This window comes from Saccharothrix sp. HUAS TT1, from assembly GCF_040744945.1.
Taxonomy (GTDB): domain Bacteria; phylum Actinomycetota; class Actinomycetes; order Mycobacteriales; family Pseudonocardiaceae; genus Actinosynnema.
On the sequence record NZ_CP160453.1, the window covers coordinates 4,473,873 to 4,486,521 of the forward strand.

The window sequence follows — 12,649 nt, forward strand, 5'->3', positions numbered from 1 at the left end:
ACAGCGACGCCGGATCGTCACCCGGGGCCGTTAGCATCCCGCCCGTGGGAGCGAAGCTGGGCAGGATCGCGCGCCGGGCGATCGGTGCGGGCCGACGCGAGTCGGCCGGTGTCAGCGCCGCCGCGCTGGGGCTGTTGCTGCTGGTCGGCGCCGCGCTCGGCGACGGCATCTCGCGCACCGCCGTCGAGGTCTCCGACGGGCTCACCTGGCTGGACGACGACGAGCGCGGCGAGGTCGTGCAGGTCAACCCCAGCTCCGGCAAACCCCAGACCCGGCTGCAGGTCAGCGGCGCGGACGCGCAGCTGGAGATCGCCCAGTCCGACGACAAGCTGGTCGTCCTGGACCGCCGCACCGGGCAGATCACCGTGATCGACCTGGCCACCCTCCTGTCCTCGGGCCGCAGGCAGGCCCCCGCCGGCCCGTCGGCGAAGGTGCTCATCGCGTTCGACCGGGTCTTCGTGGTCGACCGCGTGGCCGGGTCGGTGCACAACGCCGACCCGGTGACGCTGGCCGACATCGGCGCCCCCTGGCTCGCGGGCCAACCGCTGGCCGACGTGGTGGTCGACGACGACGGCGTGGTCTGGGCGGTCGACCACGGCGGCAACCTGCGCGCGCTGGAGTGGTCCGAAGAGGACCTGGAGTTCTCCGAGCGGTCCAACAAGCCGGTGCCGGGCGCGGGCCCGCGCACCGCGCTCGTGCCGCACGAGCGCGGCGTGACGCTGCTCGGGTTGGAGGGCGGCGTGGTGGTGCGCGACGGCACCGGTCGCGACCTCACCGCGAGCACCGCGTCGCTGGGCGGCGAGGTGCTGGCCGCGCAGACCAGCCCGACGGGCCTGGTGCCCGCGTCGGTGCCGGACGCGGCGGCGGTCGTGCTGCTCAGCGGTGACGAGGTGGTGCGGGTCGACATGGGGCAGTTCAGCTGCTCCAAGCCGGGCCGGCCCGCCGTGTTCCGGGAACGCGTCTACGTGCCGTGCCGCGGTTCGGGCAAGGTCGTGGTCCTCGACCGGTCCGGTCGGCGCGGCGCGGACGACGTGCGCACGGGCGGCTCGGGCGACCCGGCGCTGGTGTTCGACGACGGCAAGCTGTTCATCAACACGCCGGGCGCCGACCAGGGCGTGATCGTCGACGCCGACGGCCGCACCCGCGGCGTCGTGATCCGCAGCCCGGAGCTGCCGGTGGTGGACCCGGAACGACCCCCGATGCCGACCGTGCCGAGCCCGCCCCCGCCACGCCCGGACCCGCCCACCCGGGACGACCGGGGCAACGGCCGCAACGCGCAGGACACCGGCGGCACGACGACCGCGCCCGTGCCCACGACGACCCCGAGCGCCGGCGTGCCCGGCGCCCCGCCCGGCCGCCCGTCCGGCGTGACCGTGTCGCAGCGCGGCAACAACGGCACGTCCGTCACCGTGGCGGTGACGTGGAGCGCGGCGCCGGACGGCGGCGAGCCGATCTCGGGCTACCAGGTGACCGGCAGCGGCGGGTTCTCGGGCGGCGCCCGGGAGACGCGGGTCGCGGGCACGACGGCGGAACTGGTGCTGCCGTGCGCGGGCACCACGTTCTGCTCCCGCGGGAAGCTGGACGTCGCGGTGGCGGCCTACAACCGGTTCGGCCTCGGCGACCCCGGCACCGCGTCGTGGTCGGTCCGCCCGGTCGCGGCGACCACCACGACCAAGCCCCCGGCCCCGCCCACGACGACCACCCCGCCGCCGGTCGTCCCGACGACCACCACCCCGCCGCCGGTCGTGCCGACCACGACCACCCCGCCCCCACCGCCGCCGCCCAGCCTGCCGCAGGCCGGCGCGGCCGTGATCACCTCGTTCTCGCCGACCGGCGACGTGTTCGACCGGCGGGTGAACCTGGCGCCGCCGGCCGACTGGGCGAGCCACGACGGCCAGTGCGAGATCGTCAACCTCACGCAGGGCTACTCGCAGCCGATCGCGTGCTCGGCCACGTCCGCGAACATCTACGTCGACATCGGGAGCAACCAGATCGTCGTGCGGGCGCACGCCGCCACCGGCTCTGGGTCGGTCGACTCGGCCATCCGCAGCGTGATGGTCCGCGACACCGAGACCTGCGGCGGCCGGATCTGCCAGCCCCGGAGCCTGCCCTCGGGGGAGAGCAGCCGACTCGTCGGCGGCGGCATCGGGCTGCTGGCCACGGCGTGGCTGCTGACGTTGCGCAACCGGCGGCTGCGGCGCGGTGCGGCGGAGTGACCTGAGCACGAGGGGCGAGAAGTGACGACTACTGCGGCGCCGGCGATCGGCGAGGACGAGATCGCGGCGTTCCGCGCCCTGCACGCGCGGCTCGGCGACGCCGTCGAGACCGCCGTGCGCGGCAAGCGGGACGTGGTGGACCTCGTGCTCGTCGCGATGTTCGCCGGCGGGCACGTGCTGCTGGAAGACGTGCCCGGCACCGGCAAGACGACGCTGGCGCGCGCGGTGGCGGGCGCGTTGGGCGGGGTGTCGCGGCGGGTGCAGTTCACCCCCGACCTGCTGCCGTCCGACGTCACCGGCACGTCGGTGTACGACCCGCAGACCGGCCAGGTGCGGTTCCGGCCCGGACCGGTGTTCGCGAACGTCGTGCTGGCGGACGAGATCAACCGCGCGGCGGCCAAGACGCAGTCGGCGCTGCTGGAGGTGATGGAGGAGCGGACCGTCACCGTCGACGGCGTCGCGCACGCCGTGCCCGCGCCGTTCCTGGTGGTCGCCACGCAGAACCCCATCGACCTGGACGGCACCTACCGGCTGCCCGAGGCGCAGCTGGACCGGTTCATGCTGCGCACCTCCATCGGGTACCCGGCGGTGGAGCACGAGATCGACGTGCTGCGGCCCGGCAGCGGCGCGGGCCAGGTCGGCGGCGTGCCGACGATCAGCAACCCGCACGTGGTGGCCGAGCACGGGCGCCGGCTGGCGACGTTGCACGTGGCGGACCCGTTGCTGCGCTACATCAGCGACATCGGCGTGGCGTCCCGCGAGGACGGTCGCCTGCGGCTGGGCGCGAGCACGCGCGGACTGCGGTCGCTGGTGCGCTGCGTGCAGGTGCACGCCGCCGCGCAGGGCAGGCACTTCGTGGTGCCGGGCGACGTGCAGGCGCTGGCCGTGCCGGTGCTCGCGCACCGGCTGGTGCTGACGCGCGAGGCGCAGCTGGCGGGCGTCACCACCGACGACGTGCTGGCCGACGTGCTGGCCGGCGTGGCGGTCCCGCGACCGGCCGCGCGATGACCGGCGTGCGGCTGACCGCGCGCGGGATCGGCGCGGCGCTGCTCGGCGCGCTGCTCCTGGCGTGCGGGCTGTGGTGGCGTTATCCGGGTGTGGCCGGGCTGGGCGCCGCGCTGCTGGCGTTCGTGGTGGCGGGGGTCGGGTCGGTGCTGTCGCGGGCGCGGGTCGCCCCGAAGCGGACCGTGCGGCCGCGCACCGTGCAGCGGTTGGGCGCGTGCGCCGGGGTGCTCGAACTGACCGGCACCAGCCGCCGGTTCCCGGTGGCGTTCGACGCGACCGACCAGGTGGCCGGGACCGCCGTGCCGGTGGACCTGCCGCTGCTCGCGCCGGGGCAGCGGGTGGAGGTCGAGTACCCGATCCCGACGCACGTGCGCGGCCTGCTGCGGGTCGGCCCGCTGACCCTGAGCCGGCGCGGCCTCGCCGGCCTCGCGCACGCCCGGACCGTCGTCGGCGACGTGGTCGAGGTCCGCGTCGTGCCGCGCGTGCTGCCGGTGCGGGGCCTGCCGGGCGGTGTGCGGCGCGGTCACGTCGGCGCGGACGAGCGGGTGGAGCGCGGCGGCACGGACCTGGTGGGCCTGCGCGAGTACGTGCCGGGCGACGACCTGCGGCGGCTGCACTGGGCGACGTCCGCGCGCACCGGCACCCTGATGATCCGCGAGGACGCCGACCCGGCGCGGCCGCACCTGGCGGTGGTGCTGGACGACCGGGTGGGCGGGTACGCGTCGGGTGGGGATTTCGAGGACGCGGTGGAGGTAGCGGCGTCCTTGGTGACGGTGGCGGTCGCGGAGGGGCATCCCGTGCGGCTGGTGTCGTCGTCGGGGGTGGTGGACGTGGAGCTGCCGGCGGGGGCGGTGGGGGCGGACGCGTCGGTGGTGCTGGCGGCGTTGGCTGACCTGAAGGCGGTCGAGGGGCCTTCGGTCGGGGGATCTTCGGTCGGGGGTCCGCTGCCGATCCGGGACCTGGACGTGGTGGCCGTGGTGTGCGGGTCGGCGGCGGACACGTCGGCGTTGGCGCTGGAGGCGGGTCGGGCTTCGGTGGGCGTGGTCCTGGTCGTCGACCCGGCCCCGACGCGGCCCGTGTCGGCGGTGGGGTCGGTGGTGGTGCTGCGACATGCGAAGGCCGAGGGGTTGCTGGACACTTGGAACGCGGCGGTGTCCCGGTGAGCGCTTCGTCGGGTGTGGTCCTGGAAGTTGAGGATCACTCGATGGTGGTACGGGCTCCGGGGATGAATGGAAACGCCGATAACGTTGCCGGAAGTATGGAGGCGCGGCGCCACGGCCTCCCGTGTGTCCGGTCGGTGGCCCCGTGAACGCCCGCGACTCCTCCAACCCCGGTCCCACCCCCGCCACCCCCGGTGCCAGTGCCGGTCCCGGTTTTGGCCGCAGTGACCGCAGTGACCGCAGCGGTGCCGGTCGCGGCGACCGTCGTGGTCTCGGTCTCGGGCCTGCACTTGGCGAGCACGCGGCCGCCGGTCCCGCGAGCGCCCGTCCCGCGAGCGCCGGTGCCGGGCCTGCGGGTGATGGCGCGCGACCTGGTGCCGGACCTGGTGGTGTCGGGTCTGGCGGTGCCGGGCGCACTGGCGCTGGCGTCGAGCCCTCTGCTGGTGCCGGCGGGCCCGGTGGTGGAGGTGTCAGGTCGGCTGGCGGCGGTGACGCGTCTGCCGGTGATGGTCGAGCCGGCAATGGTCGAGCCGGTGGCGGGTCGGCCGGTGGTGGAAGAGCCGGTGGTGGCCGGGCCGCTGATGGGTCGGCCGGTGGCGAGCGGGCCGGGGGCGGGTTGGCCGCTGGTGAGCGGGCCGGTGGTGGGGTGAGCGCCCGGGTGGTCTGGGCGGCGGTGCTTGTGGTGGTGGCTGCGATGCACCTTGGCTCGGGGTGGCAGGGGGTCGTGCCGTCGTTGGTGTTCGCGGTTGCGGCGGTGGTGGGGTTTGGGTGTTTGCCGTTGTTGCGGTGGCGGCGGTTGCCGGTGGGGTTCACGGTGTTCGCGCTGGTGGTGTTGGCGCTGGTCGGCGGGTACTGGGTGGCGCGGCCGTCGGCGGTTGACTCGACTGATCCCGTCCCCGTGCTGCTGGACCTGGTGCCGCGCCTGCTGACCGCCGCGCGCCCGGCGCCCGCGACGCCCGAGCTGCTGGCGCCGGGCGTGCTGCTGGTGTTCGGGGTGTCGCTGGTCGTGGTGCTCGCGGTGGCGGGGAGGGGGCGGGCGTTGGTGGCGCCGGTGGTCGGCGCAGCTGTGCTGTACACGTGCGCGGCGCTGTTGACGGCGGGGCGGGCGGATCGGGTGGGGTTGGTCGCGGTCGGGTTGGTGGTGGTGGCAGTGGGCGGGTGGTTGGTGGTGGACCGGCTGGAGACGGGTGGGCGGGTGTGGTCCGGGTTGGCCGCCCTGCCGGTGGCGGTGGTGGCGGGGGTCGCGGTGGTGTTGCCGTCCGGTGGGGCGTTCGAGCCGCGGGAGTTGGTGGAGCCGCCGGTCACCGATCTGGGGGTGGCCAGTCCGCTGCCGCAGTTGGCGGCGTGGGCGAACCTCGGCGACACCGAGCTGTTCCGCGTGCGGGGACCCGAACGCGCGGTGCGGTTGGTGGCGTTGTCGGACTACTCGGGGGCGGCGTGGCGGGCGGCGTCGTTGTACGGGCCCCTCGGGGCCGTGGCGGAGCCCGACCTGCCGGCCGGTGCGCGGGTGGACGAGGTGGAGGTGGAGATCACGGTCGGTGAGCTGACCGGCCGGTGGCTTCCCACTGTCGGGCGTCCCACGGCGGTGACGGTGGACGGCGCGATGGTCGACCCCGACTCCGGGTCGCTGGTCCTGGTGGAGGAGTTGGCCCCAGGCCTCTCGTACCGGGTGCGCGGTGTGCTCGACGTGCCCGACGACACCGACCTGCTGAACGCCACCGTGCCCGCCGACGCCGACCGCTACCTGAGGCTGCCGGGGCTGCCGTACTCGCTGGCCGAGTACGGGCGGCAGGTCGTGCGGAACGCGCGGACGCCCTACGAGCGGGCGGTGGCGATCGAGCAGGTGGTGAAGCAGGGGCGGACGCCGGACGCGCAGGCGCCGGTCGGGTCGTCCTACTCGCGGTTGGAGCGGTTCCTGTTCGGCGCGCCGGGTGAGCCGGGCGCGAACGCGGGCACCGCTGAGCAGTTCGCGTCGGCGTTCGCGGTGCTGGGTCGGGTGGTGGGGTTGCCGACCCGGGTCGTGGTCGGGTTCCAGCCGGCGGCGGGGGAGGAGCGGGTGGTGCGCGGCAGCGACGCGACCGCGTGGCCCGAGGTGTACTTCGCCGGGTGGGGCTGGGTGCCGTTCGACCCGGTGGCCGGTGTGTCGTCCGGCGGGTCCAGCGCGGCGCAGAAGCGCGAGGTGCTGGACCGGTTGGCGTCGATCACGGCCAGTCCCACCAGCACCCCGCTGTCCGCCCCGCCCCTGGTGACGCCGTCCGCCGCGGTGGCCGGGCCGGTGGTCGACGGCGGGTCGCAGCGGTGGATCGGGTACGCGGTGCTCGGCGGGGTTCCGGTGCTGCTGCCGGCAGTGGTGGGGTTGGCGCGGTTGGTGCGGCGCAGACGTCTGCGCGCGGCCGGGGCGACCGGGGCCTGGGCGTACGTGCTGGACGGGTTGCTGCTGGCGGGGAGGGTTCCGCCGCCGGGGCGGACGGCGCCGGACATCGCGGCGGACCTGGGGTCGGCGGCGGCGGTGGAGTTGGCGGGGTTGGCGGATCGCGCGGCGTTCGCGCCGACAGCGGGGCCGGGGCCGGTGGCGGGGTCGGCAGCAGGATCAGCGGCGGTGGAGTGGGGGTCGGTGGCGAGGTCGGCGAGGTCGACGGCGGGGTCGGCAGCGGGAGCGCAGGTCGGCCTGAAGGGGATGGCGCAGGCGGCCGGACCGGAGGTGTCGGCGTGGGAGTTGGCGCGGCAGGTCCGGGGTGAGCTGCGGCGGGCGGCGGGGTGGCGGCGCAGGGTGCTGTGGGCGGTCGACCCCCGGCCCCTCCGACGGCGCTAGCCGTTGCGCACGGCGCACGTGCGGGCCGACGAGCCGCGCTGCGTCGCCGGGTCCGCCAAGCCGATCGCGAGCACCTGGAAGCAGTACTCGGGCGCCTTCGGCTCCAAGCCCTCCAGCACGTGCGACGTCGCACCGGCCGCCACCGTCACCAGCGGCCTGGCCGACGGGCCCGTCACGTCCACCACGACGAACTGGGCGTTGCCCTCGCTCGGGTCGGTCCAGAACAGCTCGATCCGGTCCCCGCCGTCCTCCAGCCGCTTGAGCACCGGCGTGAACCTCGGGTCGCCGCCCGCCGGGACCGTCGCCGTCGTGGTGGTGACGGCGACGGTCGTGGTCGTCGTCGTGGGCGGCGGTTCCGCGACCTGGTCCGAGCGGCCCGGCAGGCTCAACGCCACCCCGACCGCCACGCCGACGACCACCGCGCCCGCCGCCGCCAGCTTCCACGACCGACGCCGGGACGGGGCCGGGGACGGCGGCGGTTCGGGCAACCCCGGTGGAAGCACCGCCGGAGGCCGCGCCGGCGGCCGGTCGGTGTTGTGCCGCACGGTCAGCTCAGCCAGGTCCTCGGTCCACGTCCGCACCGGCTCGGGAACGGCGGCCACCGGTTCCGGCGCGGACTCCGCCACCACCGGCCTGGGGCCGAAGTCGGGCAGCTCCGTCGGACCGTCCGGGTACCGCTCGGGCGCCTCGTGCCGCACCGCCGCCGTGTGGTCCGGGTCCACAGTGGACTGCGCGGTCCGGGTCGGCACCGCCGCCAGCGCGGCCCGCAGCGACGCCGCGTCCGGAAACCGCTCGTCCCGGGACTTGCGCAGGCACCGCAGGATGATCGCCACCAGCTCGACCGGCACGTCCCGGCGCAGCAGCGACCTCGGCGGCGCCTCGCGCACCCGGCCGAGGTGGGCCAGCATGGTGTCGGCCCCCGGGTCGGCCGACGCGAACGGCGGCTGCCCGTCCAGCAGGGTGAACAGCGTCGAGCCCAGGGACCACAGGTCGTCGGTCGCGGCGGGCGGTTGGCCGTCCACCATCTGCGGCGCGGCGTGCCGGTAGCTGACCATCTGCAGCGACGCCGTGTGCGCCGCGTCCGCGCCGCGCGCGATCCCGAAGTCGGCCAGCACGTAGGACGTGGGCAGCACCAGGATGTTCTGCGGCTTCACGTCCCGGTGCAGGATGCCCTGGCCGTGCGCGAACGCCAGCGCGTCGGCCACCGCGATCCCGGCCGCGACCACCTCGTGCACCGGCAGCGGTCCGCGCTGCCGGAGCCGGTCGTGCAGCGAGCCGAGGTCGTGGTACTCCATCACGATGCACGGCCGGCCGTCGATCACGCCGGTGTCCAGCACGGTCACGACGTGCGGGTGCTGGCGGCCCAGCCGGACGGTGATCTCCAGCTCGCGGTGGAACCGGCTGACCGCGTCCGGGTCGGTGACGTCGAGGACCTTCACCGCGACGTCCCGCCCGAGGCCGTCCTGGGTGGCCCGGTAGACGGTGCCCTCGCCGCCGTGGGCGAGCAGGCGGAAGTCGCTGTAGCCGGGCAGCGCGACGACGGGCGCCTGTCCCGGGCCGGGTGGGGGCGCCCAGGCCAGCAGGTCGTCGGCGGGGTCCACGACGGGATCGTATCCGGCGGGTGCGACACCGGAGGACGCCTCCGAACGGGCGACGTGACGCCTCGGGGCCGACACGACCCGGCGGGGTCGCCCCGACACCCCGGGTCGCAGCCGCCGGCCGGCGCGATCTTGGTGCATGATCGGCACCGCGAGGTGGTCGACCCGGTCGGTGGCGGTGGCGCAGCGGGGGAGTGGCATGGGCTCGGTGCTGGGCGGTGTGCGGGCGGATCGGCGGCTCGCGGTGGTGGCGGTCGGGTCCGGGGCGTCCCACCTCGGCGCGCAGCTCACGCTGATCGGGTTCACCGCCGAGCTGGCCGGGTCGGGGCCGTTCGCGGTCGCCGGGCTGTTCGTGGCCGCCGCGTTCGGCGCGGCGCTGGGCACGCCGCTCGCCGGGTGGGCGGTGGACCGGTTCGCGAACCGGATGGTGCTCGCCGTGGCGGTGTGCGCGCAGGTGGTGCTGCTGGTCGGGCTGCTGTTCGCGCACCCGTGGCCGCCCGCCCTCTACCCGCTGGTGGCGTTGGTGAGCGCGTGCGCGGGTGTCGCGCGGACCTGCGCGTCGACGTTGACGGTCGGTGACGGCGGGCGGCGGCTCTCGTCGGCGCAGAACACCGGTTCGGTGGCGGGCATCGTGCTGGGCGGCGTCCTCGCGGCCGGGCCGGGGATCGAGGTGGCCCTGATGCTCGACGCGGTGGTCACGTTCGCCCACCTCGTCATGGTGGTGTGGCTGGGGGTGGACCGCGACCCCGACCGGGACGACGGCGTCACCGCCGTGCCCGGCGGCCAGTGGAGCGGCTGGGTGCTCCTGCGCAGCGACCAGCTGCTGCTCGGCCGGGTGGTCGCGCAGGCCGTCGCCGGGGTGGCGGTGGCGATCGCGCTGGTCAACGAGGTGTTCCTGGTCCTCGGCCCGATCGGCGGCAACGGCTTCACCTACAGCGCGGTGCTCGTCTGCTGGACGGCCGGGCTGCTGATCGGCCCGCGACTGGCGCCCCGCGCCACCGGCCCGCGGGCGCTGGTCGCCGCCTCCTCCGCGGCGGGCCTGGTGCTGGCGCTGGCCCTCGCCGCGCCCGCGCTGGCGCCGACCCTGCCGGTCAACGCCGCCGCGTGGCTGGTCGCGGGTGCGTGCGGCTCGGTGCTGAGCACGACGTTGACCGGCCTGGTCGAGCTGCGGGCGCCGGAGCCGGTGCGCGACCGGGTCGCCGCGACCGTCAACGCGATCACCGTCGGTTCCGGCACGGTCGCCATCGTGGTCGCGGGGGTGGTGGTCGGCGCGGCCGGCCCGCTCGCCGCGCCGGCCGTGGCGAGCGGGTTCGCGGCGGTCGCCTGCCTGATGGCGGCGCTGGCCGTGCTGCGCCGCGACCACCTGCGCGGTTCGGTCGTGGCGCCCGACTTCGAACCGGCCCACGAGCACGCCGCGAGGCTGTGAGGCCGGGCCGCGACCGCCGCAGTGCCTTGTACGGATCGTGATCATGCGGTAACGATGAGTACGTGGACGCTTACGTGCTCGACCCGACCGGTCGCGACATCCACGCCGAGGCGGCGACCCTGCGGGAGCTGGGGGCGGTGGTGCGCGTCGAGCTGCCCGGCGGGGTGGTGGCGTGGTCCGTCGGGCGCATCGACCTGCTGCGCCGACTGCTCAGCGACCCCCGCGTCTCGAAGGACGCCTTCCAGCACTGGTCCGCCATGCTCGCCGGCGAGGTGCCGGACGACTGGCCGCTGCACCTCTGGGTCTCGGCGCGGAACATGTTCAACGCCTTCGGGGACGACCACCGCAGGTTGCGGTCGTTGGTGGCCAAGGCGTTCACCGCCCGCCGGGCCGAGGAGCTGCGACCGCAGGTGGAGCGGATCGCGGCCGACCTGCTGGACCGGCTCGCGGCCGGGCCGGAGGTGGTCGACCTGCGGGCCGGGTTCGCCTACCCGCTGCCGATCGAGGTCATCTGCGGCCTGGTCGGCGTCCCCGACGACGCCCGCCCCGGTCTGCGCCGGACGGTGGACGGCGTCTTCGACACGACGCTGACGCCCGAGGAGTCGGTGGCCAACCAGCGGCTGCTCTACGAGATCCTGAACGGTCTCGTCGCCGCCAAGCGGGCCGATCCCGGCGACGACCTGACCAGCGCCCTGATCGCCGCCCGCGAGGAGGACGGCGGCAGGCTCTCCGAGGTCGAGCTGGTCGACACGCTCGTCCTGATGATCGCCGCCGGCCACGAGACCACGGTCAACCTCCTGGACCACGCCATCACGGCGCTGCTCACCCACCCCGACCAGCGCCGCCTGGTCGTCTCCGGCGAACGCGGCTGGCACGACGTGGTCGAGGAGACGCTGCGGTGGCAGGCGCCGGTGGCGAACCTGCCGCTGCGCTACGCCACCGAGGACATCGAGGTCGAGGGCGTGACGATCCGCCGCGGCGAGGCGATCCTCTCGGCCTTCGCCGCCGCCGGCCGCGACCCGGACCACCACGGCGGCACGGCCGACCGGTACGACATCACCCGCGCGGACAAGGCGCACCTGTCGTTCGGCCACGGCGCGCACTACTGCCTGGGCGCGCCGCTGGGCCGCATCGAGGCGGCGGTGGCGCTGCCGGCGCTGTTCGAGCGCTTCCCGGACCTGGCCCTGGCCGTGCCCGCCGACGAGCTGCTGCCCGTGCGGTCGTTCATCTCCAACGGCCACCAGGCCCTGCCCGTGCGGCTGGGCGCGCCGGCTAGGCGGTGAGCGCCCGGTAGGCGGTGAGCACGAGACCGAGACCCCGGGTGTCGCCCAACGTGCCGTTGTCCAGCATCCGGTTCATCACGTACGCCACCGTCATCCGGGTCTCCAGGTCCACCACCACGACCGAGCCGCCCCACCCGCCCCACGAGCACGTGCGCCCCTCGACGCGGTAACCCATGCCGTAGCGCACCGGCACGCCCAGGTACCGGTCCACGCCCCGGAACTGCTCCTGCACCACCCGCGCGCACCCGGCCTCGGACAGCAGCCGCACGCCGCCCGCCACGCCGCCGGACGCCAGCACCGACTGCACCGCGGCCACCGACCGCGCGTTGCCGTGCCCGCCCGCCGACGGCACCTCGGCGCGACGCCACGCCGCCGTGTTCGCGTCCCGCGCCACGATGGCCGGGTTGGGCCGCTCGCCGGGCAGCCCGGGCGCCGCGTCCGCCGCCGGCGGCGGGATCACCGGAGCCACCCGGTGGTCGTGCTCGGCGGGCAGGCCGATGTGGAAGTCGGCGCCCAACGGCCCGGCGATCTCCTCGGCGAAGAACGCGCCCAGGCTGCGCCCGGTGACCCGGCGGACCACCTCGCCGAGCAGGAAGCCCTGCGTCAACGGGTGGTAGCAGCCGACCGTGCCCGGCTCCCAGCGCGGCGCCTGCGCGGCCAGCCGGGCCGTCGCGCCGTCCCAGTCGAACAGCTCGGGCACGGTGATCGGCTCGTGCCACGTCGGCAGGCCCGCGGTGTGCCCGAGCACGTGCCGCAGCAGCACGCCGCCCTTGCCCGCCGCGGCGAACTCCGGCCAGTACTCGGCGACCGGCGCGTCCAGGTCGACCGCGCCCCGGTCGGCGAGGACCAGCGCGCACAGCGCCGACATCGTCTTGGTGGTGGACCAGACGTTGACGATGGTGTCGCGCTCCCACGGCGTGGTGCGGGCCGCGTCCGCGTAGCCGCCCCAGACGTCCACCACCGGCTCGCCGTCGACGAACACCGCGACCGAGCCGCCGACGTCGTCCCGGTCCAGCGACGCCGCGAAGGCGTCGCGCACCGCGCGGAACCGCTCGTCGTAGGTGCCACCGATCTCCGCCACCGACGGAACCTAACGCCCGCGGGCCGGCCGCGGCGACTCCTATCGTGCCGTCCCGCGGTGATCCGCGC

General features: G+C 75.7%; 9 protein-coding genes. 7 read left to right on the forward strand and 2 right to left on the reverse strand.

Annotated elements, in window-relative coordinates; all coding sequences use genetic code 11:
- The first annotated feature begins 44 nt into the window (after positions 1 to 44).
- The 5 genes from AB0F89_RS21545 (at position 45) to AB0F89_RS21565 (ending at position 7,193) form a co-directional block, all read left to right on the forward strand.
- Positions 45 to 2,216 (forward strand): hypothetical protein, encoded by a 2,172-nt coding sequence (locus tag AB0F89_RS21545; RefSeq protein WP_367127300.1) that lies wholly within the window; start codon positions 45 to 47, stop codon positions 2,214 to 2,216.
- A gap of 21 nt (positions 2,217 to 2,237) precedes the next feature.
- Complete coding sequence (locus tag AB0F89_RS21550) at positions 2,238 to 3,224, forward strand: AAA family ATPase (protein ID WP_367127301.1); 987 nt, start codon at positions 2,238 to 2,240, stop codon at positions 3,222 to 3,224.
- Positions 3,221 to 4,384: a DUF58 domain-containing protein gene (locus AB0F89_RS21555; RefSeq protein ID WP_367127302.1), complete on the forward strand. Its 1,164-nt coding sequence runs from the start codon at positions 3,221 to 3,223 to the stop codon at positions 4,382 to 4,384. Before AB0F89_RS21550 ends, AB0F89_RS21555 begins: the two co-directional genes overlap by 4 nt.
- Before the next feature lie 230 nt (positions 4,385 to 4,614).
- A complete protein-coding gene (locus tag AB0F89_RS21560) occupies positions 4,615 to 5,031 on the forward strand; it encodes a hypothetical protein (protein WP_367127303.1) in 417 nt (138 codons plus the stop codon).
- A 23-nt stretch (positions 5,032 to 5,054) separates the two neighbouring features.
- The gene (locus AB0F89_RS21565) at positions 5,055 to 7,193 is read left to right on the forward strand and encodes a transglutaminaseTgpA domain-containing protein (RefSeq protein WP_367138954.1); all 2,139 of its coding nucleotides are present in this window, start codon (positions 5,055 to 5,057) and stop codon (positions 7,191 to 7,193) included.
- Here AB0F89_RS21565 and AB0F89_RS21570 read toward each other — a convergent pair.
- Positions 7,190 to 8,794, reverse strand: coding sequence for a protein kinase (locus AB0F89_RS21570; RefSeq protein ID WP_367127304.1), 1,605 nt, complete (start codon positions 8,792 to 8,794; stop codon positions 7,190 to 7,192). The two genes, AB0F89_RS21565 and AB0F89_RS21570, sit on opposite strands and share 4 nt — an antisense overlap.
- Before the next feature lie 136 nt (positions 8,795 to 8,930).
- Here AB0F89_RS21570 and AB0F89_RS21575 point away from each other — a divergent pair, with 136 nt between their 5' ends.
- Positions 8,931 to 10,217 (forward strand): MFS transporter, encoded by a 1,287-nt coding sequence (locus tag AB0F89_RS21575; RefSeq protein WP_367127305.1) that lies wholly within the window; start codon positions 8,931 to 8,933, stop codon positions 10,215 to 10,217.
- A 62-nt stretch (positions 10,218 to 10,279) separates the two neighbouring features.
- Positions 10,280 to 11,500, forward strand: a complete 1,221-nt coding sequence (locus AB0F89_RS21580) for a cytochrome P450 (RefSeq protein WP_367127306.1) — start codon at positions 10,280 to 10,282, stop codon at positions 11,498 to 11,500.
- Here AB0F89_RS21580 and AB0F89_RS21585 read toward each other — a convergent pair.
- On the reverse strand, positions 11,490 to 12,581 hold the full coding sequence (locus tag AB0F89_RS21585; RefSeq protein WP_367127307.1) for a serine hydrolase domain-containing protein: 1,092 nt from the start codon (positions 12,579 to 12,581) through the stop codon (positions 11,490 to 11,492). The genes AB0F89_RS21580 and AB0F89_RS21585 overlap by 11 nt on opposite strands.
- Between the last annotated feature and the right edge of the window lie 68 nt (positions 12,582 to 12,649).

Bases quoted from the DNA above. Each gene is read 5' to 3' on its own strand.
- AB0F89_RS21555 (WP_367127302.1), top strand. From the start codon at position 3,221: ATGACCGGCGTGCGGCTGACCGCGCGCGGGATCGGCGCGGCGCTGCTC.
- AB0F89_RS21575 (WP_367127305.1), top strand. From the start codon at position 8,931: ATGATCGGCACCGCGAGGTGGTCGACCCGGTCGGTGGCGGTGGCGCAG.